The organism is Halorubrum xinjiangense (genome assembly GCF_049604745.1).
In the GTDB taxonomy this organism is placed as follows: Archaea; Halobacteriota; Halobacteria; order Halobacteriales; family Haloferacaceae; genus Halorubrum; species Halorubrum xinjiangense_A.
Genome location: NZ_CP187140.1, coordinates 1,990,348 through 2,014,556 on the forward strand (window position 1 = coordinate 1,990,348; position 24,209 = coordinate 2,014,556).

The 24,209-nt window shown below is 65.6% G+C and carries 17 protein-coding genes and 2 pseudogenes; 11 read left to right on the top strand and 8 right to left on the bottom strand.

All coding sequences use genetic code 11. The features are described from left to right. Nucleotides 1-5 precede the first annotated feature (5 nt). Nucleotides 6-2,159 (bottom strand): annotated as a pseudogene (locus tag ACOZ35_RS11290) (efflux RND transporter permease subunit); the annotation flags it as partial. Here ACOZ35_RS11290 and ACOZ35_RS11295 point away from each other — a divergent pair. The 8 genes and pseudogenes from ACOZ35_RS11295 to ACOZ35_RS11330 all read left to right on the top strand — a co-directional run. Next, nucleotides 2,151-2,450, top strand: a pseudogene (locus ACOZ35_RS11295) (DUF7436 family protein); the annotation flags it as partial. The pseudogenes ACOZ35_RS11290 and ACOZ35_RS11295 sit on opposite strands and share 9 nt — an antisense overlap. Before the next feature lie 189 nt (nt 2,451-2,639). Next, entirely contained in the window at nt 2,640-4,382 is a 1,743-nt protein-coding gene (locus tag ACOZ35_RS11300) for a PAS domain-containing protein (RefSeq protein ID WP_424013685.1), read from the top strand. A gap of 107 nt (nt 4,383-4,489) precedes the next feature. Beyond that, nucleotides 4,490-4,996, top strand: a complete 507-nt coding sequence (rimI, locus tag ACOZ35_RS11305) for a ribosomal protein S18-alanine N-acetyltransferase (RefSeq protein ID WP_424013686.1) — start codon at nt 4,490-4,492, stop codon at nt 4,994-4,996. A gap of 90 nt (nt 4,997-5,086) precedes the next feature. Further along, nucleotides 5,087-6,886, top strand: a complete 1,800-nt coding sequence (gene pepF / locus ACOZ35_RS11310) for an oligoendopeptidase F (protein ID WP_424013687.1) — start codon at nt 5,087-5,089, stop codon at nt 6,884-6,886. A 68-nt stretch (nt 6,887-6,954) separates the two neighbouring features. Next, nucleotides 6,955-7,437: a hypothetical protein gene (locus ACOZ35_RS11315; RefSeq protein WP_424013688.1), complete on the top strand. Its 483-nt coding sequence runs from the start codon at nt 6,955-6,957 to the stop codon at nt 7,435-7,437. Between the two features lie 94 nt (nt 7,438-7,531). After that, nucleotides 7,532-8,344, top strand: coding sequence for a hypothetical protein (locus ACOZ35_RS11320; protein ID WP_424013689.1), 813 nt, complete (start codon nt 7,532-7,534; stop codon nt 8,342-8,344). A gap of 204 nt (nt 8,345-8,548) precedes the next feature. Continuing rightward, entirely contained in the window at nt 8,549-9,829 is a 1,281-nt protein-coding gene (locus tag ACOZ35_RS11325; protein WP_424013690.1) for an RNA-guided endonuclease InsQ/TnpB family protein, read from the top strand. 128 nt (nt 9,830-9,957) lie between these two features. Further along, the gene (locus ACOZ35_RS11330; RefSeq protein WP_424013691.1) at nt 9,958-11,097 is read left to right on the top strand and encodes an aminopeptidase; all 1,140 of its coding nucleotides are present in this window, start codon (nt 9,958-9,960) and stop codon (nt 11,095-11,097) included. Between the two features lie 108 nt (nt 11,098-11,205). On the opposite strand, the gene ACOZ35_RS11335 is transcribed toward ACOZ35_RS11330, so the two are convergent. After that, on the bottom strand, nt 11,206-12,450 hold the full coding sequence (locus tag ACOZ35_RS11335; protein ID WP_050033937.1) for an inorganic phosphate transporter: 1,245 nt from the start codon (nt 12,448-12,450) through the stop codon (nt 11,206-11,208). A gap of 462 nt (nt 12,451-12,912) precedes the next feature. Between ACOZ35_RS11335 and ACOZ35_RS11340 the strand changes: the two genes are divergently transcribed. Beyond that, on the top strand, nt 12,913-13,722 hold the full coding sequence (locus tag ACOZ35_RS11340) for a hypothetical protein (protein WP_424013692.1): 810 nt from the start codon (nt 12,913-12,915) through the stop codon (nt 13,720-13,722). A gap of 260 nt (nt 13,723-13,982) precedes the next feature. Here the strand turns inward: ACOZ35_RS11340 and ACOZ35_RS11345 are convergent, their stop codons facing one another. Beyond that, entirely contained in the window at nt 13,983-15,287 is a 1,305-nt protein-coding gene (locus ACOZ35_RS11345; protein WP_424013693.1) for an O-acetylhomoserine aminocarboxypropyltransferase/cysteine synthase family protein, read from the bottom strand. Between the two features lie 180 nt (nt 15,288-15,467). Between ACOZ35_RS11345 and ACOZ35_RS11350 the strand changes: the two genes are divergently transcribed. After that, nucleotides 15,468-16,697, top strand: coding sequence for an SPFH domain-containing protein (locus tag ACOZ35_RS11350; protein WP_424013694.1), 1,230 nt, complete (start codon nt 15,468-15,470; stop codon nt 16,695-16,697). A 3-nt stretch (nt 16,698-16,700) separates the two neighbouring features. On the opposite strand, the gene ACOZ35_RS11355 is transcribed toward ACOZ35_RS11350, so the two are convergent. The 5 genes from ACOZ35_RS11355 to uvrB form a co-directional block, all read right to left on the bottom strand. After that, nucleotides 16,701-18,389, bottom strand: a complete 1,689-nt coding sequence (locus tag ACOZ35_RS11355; protein ID WP_424013695.1) for a ribonucleoside-diphosphate reductase subunit alpha — start codon at nt 18,387-18,389, stop codon at nt 16,701-16,703. Between the two features lie 2 nt (nt 18,390-18,391). Further along, nucleotides 18,392-19,420, bottom strand: a complete 1,029-nt coding sequence (locus ACOZ35_RS11360) for a ribonucleotide-diphosphate reductase subunit beta (protein WP_424013696.1) — start codon at nt 19,418-19,420, stop codon at nt 18,392-18,394. A 540-nt stretch (nt 19,421-19,960) separates the two neighbouring features. After that, nucleotides 19,961-20,551 (bottom strand): hypothetical protein, encoded by a 591-nt coding sequence (locus ACOZ35_RS11365; RefSeq protein WP_424013697.1) that lies wholly within the window; start codon nt 20,549-20,551, stop codon nt 19,961-19,963. A gap of 75 nt (nt 20,552-20,626) precedes the next feature. Continuing rightward, nucleotides 20,627-21,157: a hypothetical protein gene (locus tag ACOZ35_RS11370; protein ID WP_424013698.1), complete on the bottom strand. Its 531-nt coding sequence runs from the start codon at nt 21,155-21,157 to the stop codon at nt 20,627-20,629. 105 nt (nt 21,158-21,262) lie between these two features. After that, nucleotides 21,263-23,317, bottom strand: a complete 2,055-nt coding sequence (gene uvrB, locus ACOZ35_RS11375) for an excinuclease ABC subunit UvrB (RefSeq protein WP_424013699.1) — start codon at nt 23,315-23,317, stop codon at nt 21,263-21,265. A gap of 128 nt (nt 23,318-23,445) precedes the next feature. On the opposite strand from uvrB, the gene ACOZ35_RS11380 reads away from it, so the two are divergent. Continuing rightward, nucleotides 23,446-23,841, top strand: a complete 396-nt coding sequence (locus ACOZ35_RS11380; RefSeq protein ID WP_424013700.1) for a hypothetical protein — start codon at nt 23,446-23,448, stop codon at nt 23,839-23,841. Nucleotides 23,842-24,209 lie beyond the last annotated feature (368 nt).

Sequence of the window (24,209 nt, forward strand, 5' to 3'; positions counted from 1 at the left end):
GTAGTTCACCGCTTCTGACTCGGATCCTCGGCGGGCGGGCGGGGATCGGTCTGCCATTCGAAGGCGTCTGCGCCGTCGCCGACCGACTCGTCCCTGCCGCCGTCGGTGCGGGCTCGGTCGGTCGCGTCGCCCTCGCCGGTCGAGATCACGTCGGCGGCGTCGAGGAGCCGGCCGACGAACAGCAGTCCGGGGCGGCGCTCGACGACGGCGACCCAGATGACGAGCGCCGGGGGCAACACGATCAGGGACGCCAGGTACGCGAGCGTGATACTGGCGGCCGTGAGCAGCCCGAACTGGCCGAGGATGGGCGTGATGGCTAAGACGAGCACGCCCGTGCCGAGCGCGGTCGTCGCCCACGTGCCGGTGAGGGCGCCGCCGGTGCCGCGGAGCGTGGTGACCACCGCGGCGTCGACGTTGCCCCCGCGGGAGTACTCGTCGTGGAAGCGATGCGCGACGTGGACGGTGTAGTCCACCCCGAGCCCGATGGTGATCGCGAGGATCGTCGCGGTGATCGCGTTGAACGGGATGCCCGCGAGCCGCATCGTGGCGGTGAGCGTCGCGACGGCGACCGTCACCGGGACGAGCGTGACGAGCCCCAGCGTCGGGCTGCCGAGCAGCAGCCAGAACAGGATGACGAGGAACACCGCGGAGAGCCCGAGCGCGGCCGCCAGCGAGACGATGGCGGAGTCGAAGATCGTGTCCGCGACCGCCTGGAACACGACGATCTGGCCGGTCGCGGTCGCGTCGCCGCGGTAGCGGTCGGCCACGCGCCGGGCGTCGGCGGTGATCTCGGCGTCGCTGGCGTCGGACTCGACGGCGTACACGATCCGGGTCGACCGGCTGTCGTCCGCGAGGTACTCGCCGGTGAAGTCGTCGTACCCCGAGTCGCGCAGCTCGGCGTAGATCCGGTCGAGGTTCCGGTTCGGGCGTCCGTCGTCGAGCGAGGACTCCTCGACGAGCTGCTCGAACTCGGGATTCTCGTCGGCGTAGGCGTCGATCGCGGTCTGGACGCTCTCGGCGCTGGCGCGGCCGTCGACCGTGACGAACGAGTCGGGCGGGTCGCGCTCGGCGCGCGCGAGGCTGCGGAGGGCGCTGTCGCTGGTCATGCGCCGCTCCACGTAGATCGTGACCGTGTCGTCCTCGCTCGTGGCGAAGTTGTCGGAAAGGAAGTTGATCGTCTCCGTCGCGGTGTACTCGCCGGGCTGGAGCGGGCCGGGGAAGTAGTCGATGTACGCCGGCTCCTCGCTCGGCGGCAGGAAGTCGTCGTCCTCGAAGGTGGTGTCGACGCCCGCGCCGTAGCCCGCGGCGCCCGCGGTGATCAGGAGGACGACGACGAGGAAGACCGCGGGCGCGGGCCGCGAGATCGCGGACAGTCGGGGGAGGAAGCGCCCGAGCGCTGACTCCTCGGCGCCGAGCGGGCGCGAGCCGAACTCCGGCAGGTCCTGCTCGGCGCGCCAGCGGTCGACGAGCAGCTTCGCGGCCGGGAGGAACCCGACGAAGATGACGAGGGTGAAACAGATGCCGAGCCCGGCGACGACGCCGAACTCCCGGAGCGGGGGCAGCGAGCTGGTGAGATTCGCGAGGAAGCCGATGATCGTCGTCCCGGCGATGATCGAGTACGCCACCACGAGCTGGCCGAGCGCGCCGCGCATCGCGGTCTCCGGCGGCGCGCCCGCCGCGCGGTCCTCGCGGTAGCGGTTCACCGTGTGGATCCCGAAGTCGATCCCGATCGCTAAGAGGAGGACCGGCACCGCGATCAACACCTCCGAGAAGGCGATCCCGGCGTACCCCGTGAAGCCGAACGTCCACACGACCGTCATCAGCAGCGCGATCCCGCCGAGCACGAAGTCGAAGGGGTCCCGGTAGGCGTACGCCAGCAGGCCGAGGATGACCGCGAGCGCCGCGGGCACGACGATCGACAGCGAGTCGAAGATGACGCGCTCGAACTCGTCGTCGACTATCCCCCCGCCGAACGCGGTGATGTCACCCGGGGCCTCCTCGGCGACCGTGCGGGCCTCGCTCTGGATCGCCTGCGTGTCGGCCGAGGCCGGGAACGAGTGGGAGACGACGCCGAGCGACGCGGAGGCCGTTCCCGACTCGGAGTTGAAGTCGTCGGAGAGGAGCGTCGCGAAGCCGGGGTCCTCGGCCGCGGCGTCGACGTCTCCGTCCTGATCTCGCCGAGCGTGTTCGACGACGCCCGCGCCGCCGTCGACGAGGACCGCGCGACGCTGACGATCGCGCAGGGGCCCTTCGAGCTGCGGATCACGGAGGACGCGTACGGGAACTTCTACCTCATCGACGGCGAGGAGGTGTGCCTGGAGGTCGCCGACCCCCTCGCGCCAGACCGACTGTTCGGCATGCTCGACCTGCGCGACCGCGGGTTCGCCGCCCGCGTGCGCGACGGCTTCGAGGCCGCGTGGGCGGACGGGACCGTCGTCGACGAGGTGTGACCCTCGCGGGAACGGCCTCTCGGAGACGACCTCTCACGGGAACCGCCTCTCGCGAGCCGCGAGAGGACTACGACCGTCGACGGCCGCGCCGGACCCGGATCCGTTGTCTATCCGCCCTCGATTATCAGAGTTGATTCCATCGGGGTGCGGTTTTATCCTCCCGCGTCCGTACGGCCGGTAGAACTGACTGTGACCCTCCGGCCATCCGACACGTCGACGCCGGGACGCGGCGCCGACGAGGGCGACGCCTCCGAGACCGACGGCCGAGCCGCGGCCGACGCGCCGACCGCCGACGCGGAGCGGACGGGACGATCGGACGGATACACCGACGCCGATCGGGCCCCGATTCCGCCCGCCGACTCCGACCGGGCGTCGGGAGACCTCGACGCGACGCCCGCTGAGGGGCAAGCGCGGCTCCCCGCGGCCGACCGGTTCCTGCTCGCCGTCGCCGTGGACGGCGAGGTGTTGTTCGCCGGGCCGTCAGTGCCCGACGTGGTCGGCGTCGAGCGCGGCGCGCTCGTCGGGAGCGACCTCCTCGACCGCGTCCACCCGAGCGACCGCGAGCCGGTCGCCGACGCGCTGTCCGCGGTCGCCACGAGCCGGACGGTCACCCACCGCATCCGCCGCGCGAGCGGGGGGTACGCGTGGGTCGAGTCCGTCGTCGACGAGGAGCTCGCCCCGCAGTTCGGCGGCCGGATCGTCACGGTCCGGCGGGTCGACGCCGACCGCACCTTCCCGGAGCGCTACCGTGCCTTCCTCGAGTACGGCAGCGACCTCGTCACCGTCGTCGACGGCGACGGCCTCGTCGTCTACGAGAGCCCCTCCGTCGAGGAGGTGCTCGGCTACGAGCAGGGGTCGACGGTCGGGCGCTCCCCGCTCGGCTACGTCCACCCGGACGACCGCGACCGCGTGACCGAGCGGTTCTACCGCGCGCTCAACGAGCCCGACGCGGCGCCCACGCTGGAGTACCGCTACCGCACCGCCGACGGCGACTGGGCCTGGCTGGAGTCGCGCACGCGGTCGCTGCCGGCCGACAGCCCCGTCGGCGAGCTACTCATCAACTCCCGCGACGTCAGCGAGCGGAAGGCGCGCGAGCGGCGGCTCACCGACCGGAACGAGCGGCTCGACCGCTTCGCGAGCATCGTCTCGCACGACCTGCGGAACCCCCTCTCCGTGATCCGCGGCTCCATCGAGATGGCGCGGCTGCGCGGCGAGACGGAGCCGCTCGAACGCGGCGAGCGCGCCGTCGACCGAATCGATCAGCTCGTCTCGGAGCTGCTCACCCTCGCGCGACAGGGGACCGGGATGGACGAGCCCACGGAGTTCGACCTCGCGAGCGTCGCCCGCGACGCTTGGGAGACCGCCGCCGGGGGCGACGACGCGGAGCTGGTCGTCGCCCGCGACGCGCGGGTGTACGGCGACCGCGGCCGAATGCGACAGGCCCTCGAGAACCTCTTCCGCAACGCGACGGAACACGCGACGCCGGACGCGTCCGGGGCGAGCGGGAACGAGTCCGAGGGCGACGCGTCGGGCGACGACCCGGCGGGCAACGACGCGACCGGCGACAACTCGTCCGACGACAACTCGTCCGACGACAACTCGTCCGACGGCGACGACCTCACCGTCCTCGTCACCGCCACCGACGAGGGGTTCCTCGTCGCCGACGACGGGACGGGAGTCGACCCCGACCACCGGGAGTCGGTGTTCGAGTCGGGGTTCACTACCCGAGCGGACGGGACGGGGTACGGGCTCGACATCGTCCGCGAAGTCATTGAGTCGCACGGGTGGCGCGTGGAGCTGCGAGCGCCCGCGGACGGCCCCGTCGACCTCGCCGACGGGCGGCGGCTCCGACCGCCGGACGGCGCCTGCTTCGAGGTGTGCGCTCCCGACCCCGCCGACGGCGACCCGGACGAGCCCTGGATCGAGACGTGAGGGGGCCCGACGCGTGAGGGAGGCTGCGCGTCGCCGCCGCGGATCTCCGCCGACCCGCCCCTGACCCGACCCGGCGCGTTTATTCCCCGCGGCCGGCAAGCCGGACCGTGAACGTCGCCGACGTCACGATCCGGCGGGCCGAGCGCGCCGACCTCCTCGCGGTGGTCCGGATCGAGCGCGCCTGCTTCTCGGACCCGTGGCCGCACGACGCCTTCGAGCGGCTGCTGGACGAGCCGGCGTTCCTCGTGGCGGAGCGAGCGGGCGCGGTCGTCGGGTTCGTCGTCGCCGACCGGACGCCGAACCACGGCCGCGACATCGGCCACGTCAAGGACCTGGCCGTCCACCCCGACGCCCGCGGTGAGGGGATCGGCCGGACCCTCCTCCGGTCGGCGCTGGCCCGGCTCCGCGCGACGGGGGTGGCGGTCGCCCGGCTGGAGGTGCGCGAGGGGAACGACCCCGCGCGGTCGCTGTACGCCGACGAGGGATTCGACCCGATCCGGCGGGTCGGCGGCTACTACCCCGACGGCGAGGACGCGCTCGTGCTCGTCGTCGACCTCGCGGCCTGGACCGATGGGGAAGACGGGAGCGGCCGCGGGCGAAGTGAGTCGCGGTGACACGTCACGGGCGGTGTCGGTTCCCACGCCTATCGGCCCGCCGCGCGGGGTTTGCCAAGGCTTAGTGTGCGCGAGGCCGACCCGATCGGTATGAGTTCGGTTCCCGAGCGGTCAGAGATCGACGCCGAGTACAAGTGGGACCTCGACGGCATCTACGCCGACGACGAGGCGTGGGAGTCGGCCTACGAGACGGTCGCCGACCGGATCGACGAACTGGCCGCCTACGAGGGGCGCGCGACCAAGGACGCCGCGACCCTCCTCGAACTGCTCGAACTGCGCGAGGAGATCTTCCGCGAGCTCCAGCAGGTGATGACCTACGCCCGCCTGCGCAGCGCCGAGGACACGCGAAATCAGGAGTACCAGGCGATGTCCGCGAAGGCGTCGTCGCTGGGCTCCGAGGCGTCGAGCGCGGTCTCCTACCTCGAACCGGAGATCCAGTCGCTGACCGAGGCGGACGTGGAGGCCTTCCTCGACGACGAGCCCGCCCTCGCCGAGTACGAGCACTACCTCGACGACGTCCTGCGAAAGAAGCCGCACACGCGGTCGAGCGAGGTCGAGGAGGTGCTGGCGGACCTCTCAGAGGTCACCGACGCGCCGAGCGAGATCTACTCGATGCTGACGAACGCCGACATGACCTACGGCGTCGTCGAGGACCCCGACGGGGAGGAGGTCGAGATCACGCAGGCGAACTTCACGAAGCTCCAGACGAACCCGGACCGCGAGTTCCGCGAGCGCGTCCACGAGACGTTCTACGACGAGTGGGAAGACGTCCGCAACACGGTCGGCACCTCCCTTGAGAAGGCCGTCCGCGAGCACGTCACGAGCGCCGAGATCCGCGACTACGACTCCGCGCGCGCCGCTGCGCTCGACGACTCGAACGTCCCCGTCGAGGTGTACGACACCCTCGTCGACACGGTCGACGACAACCTCGACGTGCTCCACCGCCACGCGGAGCTGAAGGAGGCGGCGCTCGGCGTCGACCAGCTACAGAGCCACGACCTCTACATGTCGCTGACGGGCGACCAGGGGCCGGACGTGGAGTACGAGCAGGCCCGCGAGTGGGTGATCGAGGCGGTCGCGCCGCTCGGCGACGCGTACCAGGAGCGGCTGGCCGAGGGGCTCGACTCGCGGTGGGTCGACGTGTACGAGAACCGCGGGAAGCGCTCGGGCGCGTTCTCCTCGGGCACGTACGACACCCAGCCGTACATCATGATGAACTACCAGGACGACATCGCCTCGATGTTCACGCTGGCCCACGAACTGGGTCACTCGATGCACTCCGAGCTGGCGGGCGACGCCCAGCCGTGGCACGACGCGAGCTACGAGATCTTCGTCGCGGAGATCGCCTCCACCGTCAACGAGACGCTGCTCACCCACCACCTCCTCGACACGGTCGAGGACGACGAGCTCCGGACGCACGTCCTCGACGAGTACCTCGAACGCTTCCGCTCGACCCTCTTCCGCCAGACGATGTTCGCGACGTTCGAACAGCAGATTCACGAGCGCGTGGAGGCCGGCGACGCGCTCACCCCCGATGCGTTCGACGAGCTGTACGGCGACCTGAAGGGCGACTACTACGCGCCCGCCGAGCTGACCGGCGGCATCGAGCGCGAGTGGCAGCGCATCCCCCACTTCTACTACGACTTCTACGTCTACCAGTACGCGACCGGCATCTCCGCCGCGGCCGCCATCGTCGAGCGCGTCCTCGACGAGGGCGAGTCCGCGGCCGCCGACTACCGCGAGATGCTGAAGGCCGGCGGTTCCGACTACCCGCTCGACGTCGTCGAACTCGCCGGCATCGATATGGCGTCGCCCGACCCGATCGAGTCCGCCGTCAGCGTCTACGACGAGTACCTCGACGAGATCGCGACGCTGCTCGACTTAGAGTAACGTCGCCGCGAGCACGCAAACGGGTCGCACAAAGCCTATATTTCGCTCGGAACTACCTGCCCGCCGCAATGGACCGTCGGCTCCTCGTCGTGCCGGGCGCCCTCCTCGTCCTCCTCTTCGTCGCGGACGTGAGCGTCGTTGGCTGGCAGGCGTCGCTCCGGGCGGGAACGCCCGCCAGTCCCGGCTCGCACTCGATCATGAACGCCACCGATCTCCCCGCGAGATGCGCCGACGCCGCCGTCGCCCTCGCGGACGGGCGCAACGTCTCAATCCGAGGGTATCGGATCGCTCCCGCGTCCGTCGACCTCCTGATCGAACGCACCTCTGTCTCCGGACGATGGACGCTCGGCGACGCGAACTGCGCGGACCGCCTCGCCGGGGTCGACAATCTACGCGTCGACGGGCAGTCGTACAGGGTCCTCGGGGAGTACTCCCGCGAGCGACTCGACCGGACCCCGCCGTTCGGACTGGCGAAGCTGGGAAGCGGGCTCGTCGGCGTCGGGCTGCTCGCTGTCGGCCTCCTTGCGACCGTTCACCGGGAGTTCGGGTGACGACCGCGGTGGGAAGGTGCGACCGCCCGCTCGACCGGGACGCGACGCCGCCCACCGGCCGATTTTAATACCTTCCTGTCCCGATGGCGACGGCATGGAGTGGCACGACCGGGTGGACGACGGAGCGGACATGCTGCGCCGACAGGCGGTCCGAATTCCCCTCCCCGACGCGGAGGCGGAGCGGGACCTCCACGAGAACATGAGTCGAATCGCGGACGCCGGCGAGCGAAAGAGCCGGCTGCTCGACGACCCGGACGTCCCGCTGACGGAGGTGTACGAGGACGAGCTAGAGGAGATGCGACGGAGCTTCGAGCACCGCCTCCAGCAGGTCGCCGGCGAGGAGTACTACGACGTCGCGACCGCCTATCTCGACGGGGAACGCGACGACTGGATCGGGGCGCTCGCGGCGTACTACCTAGAGTGTTACTACCGCTTACAGGAGCGCTACACCGTCGACGACCAGATCTTCTTTCTGTTGATCCTGCGGTACCCCGACAGTTTCACGGTGAATCTCAGTTTCCTCAGCGGTGAGATCGGCGCGGACGCGGTTCGGTACGAGTCCGCCGCGCTCGCGGACGCGGACCTCACGGATCGCGGTCGGGAACAGTACTACGCGGACAGCCAGTACTCCCAGCACGAGGCCGCGGAGTACCTCCGCGAGAGCGTCGGCTGTATCCGTGAGGCGTTCCCGGACCCGGACACGACTCCGATCGAACAACGGCGTTACGGCGGTTTTATCCATCTCACCGGACGGCGGGGGCCGACGTTCGCAGAGCTGCTCGACTCCCGCTCTCCGGACCCGGACCGATTCGATGAGCCGGCCACCACACCCGGTATCGTTTCGGAGGGACCGGAAGCCAAGCGAGCGAAGCGGACCCTCCTCACCGACTCCGAGGTGTTGATCTGACGGCATGCGGACCGGTCTCGACCGGCGGCGGCTCCGCGGACCCTTCGCGGCCCCGTTTACGGAGAATCGAGGAGAAAGCCTCGCGCTTTAGCGCGGGGATGAATCCGACACTTCCTTTCACACTCCACCGTTCGATGGCACGGCTGGATATTCCACGCTGCTCCAATACACACATTCAAGTAATATTATCTACATAGGTTACGTATGGCGAAACAGGTCGTTACCCGCACTTACACTGCTTCCATACGGAACCAGTCGCGGGTGCAAGACGACCTTGATTCGCTCGGGTTCGCCGCCTCGAAACTCTGGAACGTCGGACGGTGGACGTGTAGTCGGATCTGGGATGAAATCGATCACATCCCGAACCACAACGAACTCACCACGTACCTCAAAAGCCACGAACGCTATGATGACCTACATTCTCAGTCAAGTCAGCGAGTACTTCAAGAACTCGCTGAGGCGTTCAATGGCTGGTACGGCAAACGACAAAACGGAGATACGAAAGCGAACCCGCCCGGCTACCACAAACACGGCGACGAACACCCGCGTTCCACAGTCACATTCAAGCAGAAAGGGTTCAAACTCGACACCCAGTACAACCGAGTCCGACTCTCACAGGGATCAAACCTGAAAGAGTATTGGTCAGATTTTGTCCTGTGTAAATACCAGACTCGCCCCGACGTTGACCTCTCCACCGTGGAGAACGTCCAACAAGTCAAGATTGTCTGGACGGGCGACGAGTGGGAACTACACTTCGTCTGTAAGGTCGAAATGGACGTGGATGAAGCCCCCGGTGAGAAGACGGTCGGTGTTGATCTCGGGATCAACAACTTCGCCGCGCTCGCCTATGAAGACGGTCACAGCGAGCTGTACCCGCTTAACTGCTTGAAACAAGACGACTACTACTTCAGCAAGCGAATCGCTCGGTGTGACGACTCGGGCTCCGAGCAGACCACTCGGCTGAACCAGAAGAAGTCAGCCCGCCGCACCCACTACTTCCACACCCTCTCGAAGCATATCGTCCAGCGGTGTGTTGACGAGGAAATTGGAACGATTGTGGTGGGCGATCTCTCCGGCGTCCGTGAGGATGAGGAGAACGGCGAGTCAAAGGACTGGGGGAAACACGGCAATCTTGACCTACACTCGTGGGCGTTCGACCGATTCACCGACCTCCTCGAATACAAAGCCGAGATGGAAGGCATCACGGTTGAGCAAGTGTCTGAGCGGGATACCTCGAAGTCGTGCTCGTGCTGTGGCCGGAAGCGTGACGCGAACCGTGTTGAACGCGGACTGTATGTCTGCGATGAGTGCGGTACAGTGGCGAATGCGGATGTGAACGGGGCTGAGAACATTCGGCAGAAAGTATCTCCGAGTTCACCGAATCTCTCGGTGAATAGGAGTAACGGCTGGTTGGCACAGCCATCGACGTTCTTGTTTGACAAGGAAACTGGCGCGTTCGCGCCTCAAGAACAGGTTACGTCGTAAACCACAATATCCCAACCCAGCGGTGCGGTGCCGTGGGAATCCTCGCGCTTCAGCGCGGGGAGGATGTCAAGGGGACCGGTTCGACCGTCCCGGCACCGATTTACCGCTCCCCCGCAACACACCCAATAATGGACGAACGCGTACGAGAACACGCCGAGGTGCTCGTCGACTGGAGCGCGCGGGTCGAGGCCGGCGACGACGTCGTCGTCAGCGTCGCGGAGGACGCCCACGAGCTGGGCGTCGCGGTCGCCGAGGCGCTCGGCGAACGCGGGGCGAACGTCACGACGCTGTACGGCTCCGATGAACTCTCCCGCGCCTATTTAAAAGGCGTCGAGGCCGGAACCGACGCCGCGGTCGACGCCGACGACTTCGATTCCGACCCCGCCGTCGACCGCGCGATCTTCGAGGCGGCCGACGCCTACCTCCGGATCGGCGGCGGGCGCAACACCACCGCGACCGCCGACGTCGACCGCCCGACGCGACAGGCGTACGCGAAGGCCCGGCAGGGCGTCCGCGAGGCCCGAATGGACACCGACTGGGTGTCGACGGTCCACCCCACCCGCTCGCTCGCCCAGCAGGCCGGGATGGCCTACGAGGAGTATCAAGAGTTCGTCTACGACGCGGTCCTCCGCGACTGGGAGTCGCTCGCCGAGGAGATGGCGCAGATGAAAGATATCCTCGACGCCGGCGAGGAGGTCCGGATCGTCACCGAGCGCGACGGCGCCCCCGACACCGACGTGACGATGTCGATCGCGGGCCGCACCGCGGTGAACTCCGCCGCCTCCGTCGTGTACGACTCCCACAACCTCCCCTCTGGTGAGGTGTTCACCGCCCCCTACGACACGGAGGGAGAGGTCTTCTTCGACGTGCCGATGACCATCGACGCGACGCGCGTCCGGAACGTCCACCTCGTCTTCGAGGACGGCGAGGTCGTCGACTTCGCCGCCGAATCCGGCGAGGGCGCGCTCGGGGACATCCTCGACACCGACGACGGCGCCCGCCGGCTGGGCGAGCTCGGCATCGGGATGAACCGCGGCATCGACCGGTTCACCGACTCGATCCTCTTCGACGAGAAGATGGGCGACACCGTCCACCTCGCGGTCGGCCGCGCCTACGACGCCTGTCTCCCCGAAGGCGAGTCCGGCAACGACAGCGCGGTCCACGTCGACATGATCACCGACGTGAGCGCCGACTCCCGGATGGAGGTCGACGGCGAGGTCGTCCAGCGGAACGGGACGTTCCGGTGGGAAGAGGGGTTCGAGGGGTAGGTCGGGAAGACGATAGCTCGGCGAGAGAAAGCGGGACCGTCGGCGCTGTTGAAATCCTCAACTGGAGATATGTTCTTAGAGGCGTGCTAAATACAGGGCGCGTACGGCTCATAGCAGGAATGCGAACACCGGGTATGAGCCGATGATCGCCAGCGACGGCGTCAATACCCACATCGTCACGATACGCTTGGCCGCCGCCGGGTCGAAGAGGCTTCGCTGGTCGATGTCTGCCGGTCCCTCGGCACCGATGTCTGGAATATTCGGGGTTTCATCCGGTTTCTCGGCCGATTCCTCGCCTCGGGCAACGTCCCCGATAGTCGGGCCGGCAGGGGCGTCCTCGGCGCGTGACGTGACCAGTGCGCCGGTCGAGACCGCGACATCCGGTCGGTCAGGGGTCGGCGTCACTAACTCTGCCAGTGTCGATATGCGACTCGCTCGCCCCCATCCGAGGCCGATGATCGTTGACGTCGTGCTGACGGCGAGACTCGCTGGAATCCCGAACGACGAGAGAGCGGTGATGACCGTTCCACCGATCACGGAAACGATCAGTGAGGCGAGAATGGGGAGCTCCGTGATGTCGTCCCCGACCGTTTCGAGCGTGCGGCGAGCGATGGTGAAACTACCCAACGCGAAGGCCCCCACCGCGAGGAGGACACCCTGATTCACGGTGAGCGAGCCACCCTGACCGACGAGGGGAGCGACGGCGTTCGCGGCGTTCGACGCCCCGGCCGAGAACGCCATATAACAGCCGATGAGGACGACCAACAGCGACCCGACAATGTCCTGTGGTGATGCGTTCGGATTGATGAACGGCCGTGGAACCGTGCTCGATCGGTCGAATTGGATGAACTGGAGGTTGAACGTGGTGAACGCGACGTAGCGGTCGAGATACGGGTAAACGTAGCGGCCGATAACGACTCCGAGAGTCAGACACACCAGTGGGGAGACGATCCAGGCGGAGACGATAACGAACATCAACGCCTGATTGAGAGTCCCGGTTGCGAGTCCCAATCCGACGATGGCGCCCACGGCAGTCATCGACGTTGACGCTGGGACCCCGTAGAGGTTCGATATCAACAGCGACGCGCCGGTGAAAAACAGAACGATGATACTGGCAACGGGCGTGAACTGGATCGCCGGCACGATACTGCTGCTCATCGTTTCGATAACGTTCCGACCCACAGTCCACGCTCCGAGAAAGGCGAAGCCAACGAACAACGCCCCTGCAGTCGTCTTTCGAACGAGGCGCGAGCCGACTGCAGGGCCGAATGCTACCCCTGTGGACGATCCGCCAATGTTGAACCCAACGAATGCGGCGACAACAATACCGACAGCAGTCAGTATCATCACCATCGTAATAGGATAGATATTGTCAGACACCGGTTTAGTACCTTTGAGGGTCGTTCCAACTGCCAGTTCACGTTCTGCGCTGAACACAGACACAGTAGCATTCGGGTGCCGATACCGACAATATCTCCCGTGATCACTCCGACCGCGCCGGCTGTGGTCATTCTCCCGATGAACAACACAGTAAACTAGCTATCAACGGCTCGATGTCTGAAAGCCGATTTGCGTTCAGGACAGATCGGGACGTCTGTCTGTTGACTACAGCCTCTGTATCGGTCACGTCGGTTCTGACAAATAAGAGGGAGTTCGTTCGAGAGCTGCTGAATACAGGGCGCGAATGTGTCACGAACTGAGGCCAATCTACGGGAGAGAGTGATCGGTCAGTACAGAGTGTCTCGCTTTTAATGTTTAAGATACGCAGAAATTGTTTCAACAAGACACTTACCTCTTGACTGGAACTCGCTGTCTATGGTTTCTCACACCCGCCGTACAGTGTTAGCGGCTCTCGCTAGTGTTGGGCTCGCTGGCTGTACAAGTATCACCAACCCGGACGCACAGGATGAGGATGAATTACCAGATCAGTGCCCCACATCACAGGATCTCGATGTTGGGTGGCCACGGGATCTCACCACGGAGTCCGCAGCAGAGTTTGTCACAGAATACGAGGAAGCATATCTGTCCGAGCAAGAACAAGGCGATTCAGAGTTCGTCGCTTTCAATATCGATATACAACTAAATCAAGGGGTATCGAGGTTCTTTCGTGGATTCTCACCGTATTTGACTGGTGGATTTCGAATAACCGTCAACAGCCGTGGAAGCGTTGAGCATCATGTACTAAAACTAACTGCGGTTGAAGCTAACCCCGATGGAACGCCAAAATACCCAGACGATCCTTATGTTCCTGAAGACTCATTGCTAGAAGATCCCGATTTTATCCCAATTGATGAAATCATGGATCAGCGACTCCGAGCAACACTAAAGCGCGCCGCAGACCCAGGTGCCCAAACAACGAGAGTCACTTCAACCTCAGAGATTGAACGATATGCCGATCTGGTAGGAAACCTTCCAACAAAATCATCTTCTGAAGATAATAGAGTAGCATACTTCGACGTCGATGGAACACTAGTCGTGTTGATCGCTAAATGGAAGGGAGGAGGTGTTGGTTTGTGGAAAGGCTCCGCACATTACTATGTTACAGAGAACGTCGTTTGGCGGAACGACGAAGAAGACGGAGCGCCACGGGACGGAACGCTGGTCGAATGTCGTCCGCCGGAGTGAGCTTAGAGATGATACCATACTTAGTGAGAAAATGTAGACAGTCCCACTGTGATCTCAATATCTTCGTGGATACTATCAACGTGTTAATTTCGTCGTAAAATAGTCGATTCGCAGGCACGTTCTATCGGCTAATTCAGGATCCGTTTTGAGAAAATAACGCAGTCCCCGTGCTGACTACATCCTCTGTATCTCGCACAGAGGTTCTATCAGTCCCCGATGATTTCAACAAAACCAAACCGTCGGAAACGGCCGGATCGCAACTACTCGGTCGCCGCCTCGATGGCGGCCTCTAGGTCGGCGACGATGTCCGCGGGGTCCTCGATGCCGACCGACAGGCGCACCATGTCGTCGGTGACGCCGGCGGCCTCCTTCTCCTCGTCCGTCAGCTGCTGGTGGGTCGTCGACGCCGGGTGGATGACGAGCGTCTTCGAGTCGCCGACGTTCGCGACGAGCGAGGCGAGGTCCGCCTCCTCGACGGTCGCCCGCGCGGCCTCGTAGCCCGCCTCCAGCCCGAAGGTGAGCATGCCGCCGTAGCCGCCCTCCAGGTACTCGCTGGCCTCCTCGTGGGTCTCGTGGCTCTCTAAGCCGGGGTAGTTCACCCACGCGACCTCGTCGTGGCCCTCGAGGTACTCGGCGACGACGCCCGCGTTCTCGCAGTGGCGGTCCATGCGCAGCGGGAGCGACTCCGTCTGCTGGAGCGTGTTCCACGCGTCGAACGGCGACTGCTGGTCGCCCAGGTCGCGCAGGCCGCGGGTGACCGCCGCGAACGTGAACGCCGCGTCGCCGAACCGCTCGGCGAAGTTGATCCCGTGGTACGCGGGGTTATCCTGCGCGATCTCGGGGTACTTCTCTGCGTGCTCGGCCCACGGGAACGAGCCGCCGTCGACGACGACGCCGCCCACGGTTGTGCCGTTGCCGGTGAGCCACTTCGTCGTGGACTCCCAGACGAGGTCGGCGCCGTGTTCGAGCGGCCGGCAGAGGTACGGGGTCGCGAACGTGTTGTCGACGAACAGCGGGACGCCGTGGTCGTGCGCGATGTCGGCGATCCGTTCGATGTCGGGCGTGACCAGCGCCGGGTTCCCGATCGTTTCGAGGTGGACGTAGGCGGTGTCCTCGTCGATGGCCTCGGCGTACCCCTCGTAGTCGAGCGGGTCGACGAACCGCGTCGAGACGCCCCGGCGCTCGACGGAGTGGGTGAGGTAGGTGTAGGTGCCGCCGTACAGCGCCGACGACGAGACGATGTTGTCGCCCGCGGAGGCGAGCAGGAACGTCGTCACGTCGAGCGCGGCCATGCCCGAGGCGGTCGCGACCGCGCCGACGCCGCCCTCCAGCGAGGCGATCCGCTCTTCGAGGGCGGCGTTGGTCGGGTTCATCAGCCGGGAGTAGACGTTGCCGGCCTCTTCGAGGGCGAACAGGTCGGCCGCGTGGTCAGCGTCGTCGAACTGGTAGGCGGTCGTCTGGTAGATGGGCGTCGCGCGGGCGCCGGTCGTCGGGTCGGGGTCGGAGCCGGCGTGGACGCTTCGCGTGCTGAACTTCGGGGCGTCGTCTCCGTCGTCGGATGGCATAGATCCCCGTTCCGCCGCTGCGTAGTTAAAGCCGGCCGGCCTGTGCCGGCGTTTCCGGTATCTCGGAGACCGAGGTGAGGGCGCCGATCCGGCGACCGAAACGGCGAATTGACCGCGGGGGAGCGCTTCGAGGTGCGATCTCGTGGCAACCGTTAACAGCGTCGGGCCGTAATTCGACGTATGGGAACACAAGGTCCGCGCGGCGAGTCCGCCGAGCTGGAGGATCTGCTGGCGGAGATCCCGGACGGGGTCTGGCAGTACCTCGCGCTCGGCGTCGCCCTCCTCGTCGGCGTCGCCCTCCTCGGGCAGAGCCTCGTCTTCGGCGTCGCGGCGCTCGCGGTGTTGCTGGCGGCCGTCACGGTCGTCAGCGCCGTCGAGATCGTCGACGCCTACGACAAGGAGGCGCTCACCGTCTTCGGCGAGTACCGCAAGCTGCTCCAGCCGGGCGTCCACATCATCCCGCCGTTCGTCTCGCGGACGTACGCGTTCGACATGCGGACGCAGACGATCGACGTCCCGAGCCAGTCGGCGATCACGCGGGACAACTCCCCGGTGACGGCCGACGCGGTCGTCTACATCAAGGTGATGGACGCGAAGAAGGCCTTTCTGGAGGTCGACGACTACAAGAACGCCGTCTCGAACCTCGCGCAGACCACCCTCCGCGCCGTCATCGGCGACATGGAGCTCGACGACACGCTCTCACAGCGGGAGCTGATCAACGACCGGATCAACGAGGAGTTAGACGAGCCCACAGACGAGTGGGGGATCCGCGTCGAGGCCGTCGAGGTCCGCGAGGTGAGCCCCTCCCAGGAGGTCCAGCGCGCGATGGAGCAACAGACCGGCGCGGAGCGCCGCCGTCGCGCGATGATCCTCGAAGCACAGGGAGAACGCCGCTCCGCCGTCGAGCAGGCCGAGGGGGACAAGCAGTCGAACATCATCCGCGCGCAGGGGGAGAAACAGAGTCAGATCCTCGAAGCGCAGGGGGACGCGATTTCGACCGTCCTCCGCGCGCGCTCCGCCGAGTCGATGGGCGAACGCGCCATCATCGAGCGCGGCATGGAGACCTTAGAAGAGATCGGCAAGGGCGAGTCGACCACCTTCGTCCTCCCGCAGGAGCTCACCAGCCTCGTCGGCCGCTACGGCAAGGCCCTCTCCGGCTCCGACGTCCAAGAGATGGAGGGGCTCGACAGCAAGGAGTTCGACGAGGAGACGGAGAAGCTGCTCGGCTTGGAGGACATCGAGAGCGCCCTCGAACAGCTCGACACCGTGGCCGACAGCGACCTGCGGACCGACGAGACGCGGGACGCGGACACGGCCCGCGACGTCGACCTCGCCAAGCAGGAGGAAGCGACCCGCGAGGCCGACCGCGACATCGAACTGGAGAGCGAAAGCGAGCGGCCGGGGACGTAACGATCAGCTCTCGCAGGCTCTACACTCGAGAATATCTCGACTGAATTTCTGTGCGGCGTTCACGCTGTGCTGATAGTAGAGGCTCTTGACCCCTTTCTTCCAAGCTTCGATGTAGAGCTGGTTGATCTCCTTGACGCTCACTTCACTCGGGTCGATCGAGACGTTCAGGCTCTGTGCTTGGTCGATGTACTTCTGTCTCTGTGCTGCCTGGTTTATGATCGCCATCTGCGGTATCTCGGCGAACGTCTTGAACACCTCTTTCTCTTCGTCCGTCAGACAGTCGAGATGTTGAACGCTCCCGTCTTTGTTCGCGATGCTGTCCCAGACTTCGCGCGTGTCCTTGCCCCGCTCCGCCAAGATGGCCTGAAGGAATCTGTTTTTCTGCGTCGACTTTAGCTTCGCACCGTCTCGCACGAAGTAGTTCGATTTCAGCGGCTCGATGCTCGGACTGACCTGACCAAGGATGACGCTGCTCGATTTCGTCGGCGCCACGCTCATCGTCGTCGTGTTCCGCCGGCCGTACCCCTCGAGAACCTCCGGCTCGCCGAACTCGTCGGCGAGCGCTTCGCTCGCCTCGTAGCTCCGCTCTTTGATGGTCCGGAATATCTCCCTGTTCTTCTCCATCGCCTCCATGCTGTCGAAGGGGATCATGTTGCTCTGGAGATAGCTGTGCCATCCGAGGACGCCGATCCCTATCGCTCTGTGTCGCTTCGCGAACCGGACGGCGCGCTCCATGAACCGTACGCCCTCCGTGCGCTGGATGAACTCCTCCATCACCGCGTCCAGGAACCGCGTCAGTGTCTCCACTGCGTCGGTGTCCTTCCACTCGTCGTAGTGGAGAGCGTTCATACTCGAGAGACAGCAGACGAAGCTCTCGTCCGCCGTGGCCGGCAGCGCGATCTCGGTACACAGGTTGGACGCGTTTATCTGGTACTCCTTGTCCTTGTAGACCTGTGGCTTCCCCTCGTTCATGTTCCCCCGGAAGATGATATACGGGACGCCGATGTTGATCCGGGTCTCGATGATATTCGCCCAGGTCTCTCGCTTCTCTTCGTCGCCGTCGACCATCGCCTGAAACCAGTCGTCACCGATGATGACGCCGTAGTAGATGTCCTGTATCGGGTCCCCTTCGGTTTTGATGTTAAGCCACTCTTCTAAGTCGTCGTGTTCGACGTCGATGTAGCCGGCGAACTGCCCCCGCCGGGTTTCGCCCTGACTGATGACGTTGATGATCGTATCGAACAGCTCCGTGAAGCTGTAACTCCCGTTGCTCTTGCCGTTGTTCGTTATCGGACTGCCCCGCGGCCGCAGCTCACCGAAGTACCCGCTCGTGCCGCCGCCCTGCTTGGTCATCTCACCCACCTCGGCTTGGGTGTAGAGAATACTCTCGATGGAATCCTCCATGTAGCTGCCGAAGCAACTGATAGGAAGACCTCTGTCGAGTCCGAAGTTGGACCACACCGGGCTGGCGAGACTGTAGAAGCCGCGGCTCATGTACTCGTAGAACTTGTCCGCGAAGCCCTCCTCACCGAGGATCTCTTCGGCGCGCTCCGCGATCTGTCTGACTCTCTCTTCCGCTTCGACGCCCTCAAGCAGGTATCCCTCTCTGAGGAACTCCCGACTGTCCTCGTTCAGCCAGTAGAACGGTTCGGTATGCTGTTCCGCAACGCTGTCGAGTGCTGTTTGTGCCATTGTTAGAACATGTCCTCGGCGGTAACGCTCTGCGTGTGTTTGTTGTACGTGGTCGACCGCTTGCTGAAGAAGTCGTTATCCTTCGTCATCATAATGTCCTCATCGAACCAGCGCGTCTCCTCTAGCAGGTCGTCGTCCGTCTCGAATATCGGTTCCACGCCGACGTTTTCGAGACTCTGATTGAACCGGTCTCGCAGAAACGCGTCGACATGGGCTCTAGGAAGGAACTCCAGCTCGCCGTCGTCGAATATCCAATCCAAGATCTCCGTCTCCGCCTCGTAGGCCTGCTGACAGGCCTCCTGAACGTCCTCCTCGAAGTCGTCATCGAAGAGGTCCGGGTTCTCTTCTCTGATCGTCTCCACCAGCTCGACCCCGAACAGCCCGTGAATCTGCTCCTCTTTGCTGGTCGCTTCGACGGCGTTCGCGATCCCCTTGAACTTCTTTTCGTGCTTGTCGAAGCTCGTCATGATGAGGAACTGGCTGAACAGCGATACGTGTTCGACGAACGTGCTGAAAAGCAGGATGCTCATCACGTACTCCCGTTCGTCGTCGCTCTCGCGCTTCTCCAGATACTCGTCGAGGTACTCGATCCGCTTTTTCATCGCCGGCTCCGCAGTCACCTGCTCGAAATCGTCCGTGATTCCTAAGACGTCGAGTAGGTGACTGTAGGCGTCCATGTGCCGCACCTCGCTTTCCGCAAAGGTCATCCCCACATTCCCGACCTCGGCTTTGGGCATCTCCTCGTAGATATCCGACCAGAACGTCTTCACCTGCACCTCGATCTGCGCGATAGCCAACATCGTCCGCTTGATAACGGTCTGCTCAGCAGGAGTCGTGTTGACTTTGAAGTCTTGGACGTCTCCGTCGAAATTAAACTCCGTGTGTACCCAGTAGCTGTTCCGGATCGCCTCGACGTAGTCGAGAAACTCGCTGTACTCGTAGGGCTTCAGCTGTGTTCTCTCCGCGAAGATGTCCGTCTCTGTATCTGCGTCTGTGCTCGTGGTTGTGTTCGCGTTGTCGCTTTCACTCATTTGGCCATCTCGAACGTGACCGATTGCGTTGGATTGCCGCTGCCACTGTCGCGCGTCAGTCCGGTGAGTCCGACCGCTGTCGTGTCGCTTGGGAGACGGTCTTACAGCGTAACGTGAGTCCAGCCGTGTGAACCGTATCGGACCACACAGACTCCACTGGCATAAGTATTACCAACAAAATTGTAGTATAACAAATTCACTTTCATAGAAGGTGCGCGGAGTCGTTCCTCCGATCCACGAACGGGCGGTGCCGAGACGGGTGCTGAGCTGTGATCTCCGGTCACGGGTGGTCGCAACAGTTCCCAACTGGCGGCGTCAAGCCCCACGCCCGTCCAATGGCGAGGGCTCCGCCGAGCAGTTCGGCGAGAAGCGCGAACCCGGAGCCGGGCGCGGGCGAGAGACCGACAAAACGTGAACTCGGACAACGCCGACCTCGCCAAGCAAGAGGCGGCGACCCGCGAGGCCGACCGCAACATCGAACTGGAGACCGAAAACGAGCGACCGGGAGGATGATCGGCGGCGAGCGATCGGGACTCGGACTCAGGGCCGCCAGCGCTCGGGGTCGACCGCCCAGAGGAGGGCGACGGCGACCGCGCCGCCGACGCCGCCGGCGATCAGCGAGAGGGGGAGGGACGCTCCCGCCGCGAGCGCCGCGAGCAACAGGACCGACCCGGCGAGGAGCGCGGCGGTATCCTCCGTGATCGTCGCCTGAACCACCGGTGCCAGGGCCGCACCGACGACGGCGCCGGCGGCGATCCCGCTGCCCGGGCCGATGAGGGCCGCGTGCGCCGCCGGATTCGTCGCCGTCTCGGGGACCGACGCGGGCGCGAGGACGAGACCGACGCCGAACGCGAACGCGGCGGCGGCGCCGAGCGCGGGCGCGACCAGCGCGGCGCGCGCGGAGCGCTCGGTGCCGCCCGCGGCGGCCGCGCCGCCGACGAGCAGGACCGACCCGGCCGCGAGGAGCGCGGGGGCGGCGAGGAGCGAGACGTGCGAGGGGCTGACGAACGTGATTCCGTCGGGCGCGGACGGCGAAGGGACGAACCCGGGCGCGACCGCTCCGGCGACACCGAGCGCCGCGACGCCGACGACGAGGAGGGCCGATCCGAGGAGACGACTGCGGAGTGACATGGAGGGTCGGACGCGTTCCGATCACAAAACGATCGCGGGACCGAGCCGGGAAGCGGAGCCTTAGACCGGCCGCCCTTACAGCGTGATCCCGGCGCGCCCGTCACCGATGACGACGATCACGCGCTCCGGCGGGCCGCGCTCGTCGGTGAGTCGCATCAGGAGCGTCTTCACGACCGGCTCGTCGGTCTCGACCTCGCCGCGGACGCCGCCCTGATCGACCGCGATCCGGAGCGAGTGGTCGCCCGTGCGGCTGATCCCGCCGAGGCGGAGCCGAACCTCCGGCGCGGTGAGTCGCTGGGCGATCACGAGGACCGCGTCGCCGCCGTCGTCGACGAAGTCGGTGCGCTCGACGAACTCGCGGGACTCGGTCGCGTCGGCTTTCAGCGCGCCGCGGGCCGACGAGGCGGAGCGGAAGGAGGCCGCGTGCGTCAACAGCTCCTCGGGTCGCGCGAGGACGCTGCGCTCGTCGACCATCGGATTGCCGTCGACGTACCGGCTCCGCACGCCGAGGTCGCGGGGGGTCGACGCGGCGACGTCATGGAGGCGATCGACGCACCCGCCGGTGGCGACGGCGAGCGCGCCGGCGACGACCGCGCGACGGTACACGTGCCCGACTGCGACACAGTGAGGTAAAAACCCCGTTGCCACGGTGACGCGGCGTGAGAATCGGAGCGGCAGCGGTGGCGGGGGAGCGCGGGCTGGCGGCGGTCGCTACTCGTCTATCGCCGGCGCCGGGACGCCCTCGTCGCCCGCGTCGATCTCGAAGGCGCGCCGCAGCTCCGCGATCCGGTCGCGGATGTCGGCCGCCAGCTCGAACTCCAGGTTGCTCGCGGCCTCGTCCATCCGGTCTTCGAGCGCCTCGATCTGCGCTTTCGCCTCGTCCTCGCTCTCCACGTCGCCGACGCTGACCGACGAGGTGTCCGTCTTCGAGCCGGGGAGGTTCGTCTCGCTGACCGGCTTGTCGATGGTGGTCGCCTCGTAGCCGTGTTCCTCGTTGTACTCCAGCTGGATCTCGCGGCGGCGCTGGGTCTCCTCGATGGCCGCCTCCATCGAGTCGGTCACCTCGTCGGCGTAGAGGACGACCTCGCCGTTGACGTTGCGGGCGGCTCGCCCCATCGTCTGGACGAGCGTCGTGGTGGAGCGGAGGAACCCCTCCTGGTCGGCGTCGAGGATGGCGACGAGGCTCACCTCCGGGATGTCGAGCCCCTCGCGGAGGAGGTTGATGCCGACGAGCACGTCGATATTGCCGAGGCGGAGGTCGCGGATGATCTCGTGGCGCTCTAAGGTGTCCGTCTCGTCGTGCATGTACGCCACGTCGACGCCCGCCTCCTCGAGGTACTCCGTGAGGTCCTCGGCCATCCGCTTGGTGAGCGTGGTGACGAGGACGCGTTCGTCGCGCTCGATCCGGTCGTCGACCCGCTCTAAGAGGTCGTCGACCTGCCCCGTCGCGCCCGTCACCTCCACCTTCGGGTCGACGAGGTGGGTCGGGCGGACGATCTGCTCGACGATCCGGTCAGAGGTCTCGCGCTCGTAATCGCCGGGCGTCGCCGACACGTAGAGCGTGCGGTCCGTCTTCTCTTCGAACTCCTCGAACGTCAGGGGGCGGTTGTCGTAGGCGGTCGGGAGCCGGAACCCGTTCTCGACGAGCGAGTCCTTCCGCGACTTGTCGCCCTCGTACTGCCCTTTGATCTGGGGGATCGTCTGGTGGGACTCGTCGACGACCGTGAGGAAGTCGTCGGGGAAGTAGTCGAGGAGGGTGTAGGGGGCGTCGCCCGACTCGCGGTCGTCCATGTGGACCGAGTAGTTCTCGATCCCGGAGCAGTAGCCCGCCTCACGGAGCATTTCGAGGTCGAAGGTGGTGCGCTCCTCGATGCGCTGGGCGGCGACCAGATCGCCCTGCCGCTCGAAGTAGCTGACCCGTTTCTCCATCAGGTCCTCGATCTCCGCGATCGCCTGTTCGAGCTGGTCGTCCGGGATCGAGTAGTGCTCCGCCGGGTGGAGCATGACGGCCGGCTCCTCGCTCACGACCTCGCCGTGCATCGGGTCCACCTTGAGCATCCGATCGATCTCCTCGCCCCACAGCTCGACGCGGACCGCGTAGCGCCCGTACATCGGGTAGATCTCGACGGTGTCGCCCCGGACGCGGAAGGTGCCCTGCGTGAAGTCCACGTCGTTGCGCTCGTAGTTCAGGTCGACGAGCCGGGTGAGCAGCTCCTCGCGACCCACCTCCTCGCCGACCTCCAGGCGGAGCGCCATGTCGCGGTAGTTCTGGGGGTCGCCGAGCCCGTAGATGGCGGAGACGGAGGCGACCACGATCACGTCGTCTCGGGTGAGGAGCGAGCGCGTCGCGGAGTGGCGCAGGCGGTCGATCTCCTCGTTTATCGACATCTCCTTGTCGATGAACGTGTCCGTCTGCTCGACGTACGCCTCCGGCTGGTAGTAGTCGTAGTAGGAGACGAAGTACTCGACGGCGTTGTCCGGGAACAGCTCGCGGAACTCCTCGTACAGCTGGGCCGCGAGCGTCTTATTGTGGGCTAACACGAGGGTCGGCTGGTCTAACTCCTCGGCGACCCACGAGACGGTGTTCGTCTTCCCGGACCCCGTCACGCCGAGCAGCGTCTGCTTTTTCGCGCCCGACTCGAACCCCTCGACCAGCCCCTCGATCGCCTCGGGCTGGTCGCCCGCGGGCTCAAACGGGGCGTCGACGCGGAGGGGGCGGTCGACGGTCGGGCGGTCCTCCGAGAGGGGGGAGTCGGCGTCGCTCACGATACGCAACGTTGGGGGGCGAGACACTTGAGCGGCGCGGCTACGTGGCTGGCAGCGACGAAATCAGTCCCGCGCGGACGCTTCCGCGTGGGGGAAGACCGATTACCGATCGGGCTGAACACACATCCGTGTCCCTCCTCACACCGGCCGTCGCGTTCGGCGCCGCCCTCGTCCTGTTCGTCTGGCTCGCGTCCGGGGTCTGGGTCAACCTCGACGCGGACGCCCGCGGAAGCGACTATCCGGCCGTCTGGGGCGTCTTCGCACCACTCTCGGGGATTGTGCTGTTCTACTACCTGCTGTGGTGGCGCCGCGGACGGTCCCGCGAGTACCCGCCGTCGCGGTGGGAGCGGTCCGCCGCGACCGTCACTGTCGCCGGCGTCGGCGGACTGGTCGCCGGGAGCCTCGTCTCGCCGCCCGATCCGATCTCGCAGCTGACGGTCTGGCCGATCGCGTTCGCCTGTTGTCTCCCCGTCGCGTACTGGCTGGTCGGGAGGAGGTTCGACGCAGTCGAGGGTCGCTTGTAAATAATTGATAGTGGATCGACGACGAACACCGCCAGAGCCCTAGCCGCTCACTTATAAATGATCAACAGCGGGTCGGCGGCGAACACCTCCAAAGCCCCAGCCGCTCGCTTATAAATAGATGATGGCGGTTCGGCGGCGAACACCTCCAAAGCCCCAGCCGCGAGGCGGGCGTACGCTCGCTGTGGTCCTCAGTCGCTCGCTCCGCTCGCTCCTTGCGGTCCTTACGTCGCCTACGCCCGCCTCGCGACTGCCCCTTTGAGTCCCGCCCCGCACAGCAACCGCGCCTCACACCTCCCCAGCCTCGCGGTTCGCGCTCTTCGAGCGCTCACCGCGTCCCTCGCACGCGCTCCTCGCGGCCGCCTTCGGCG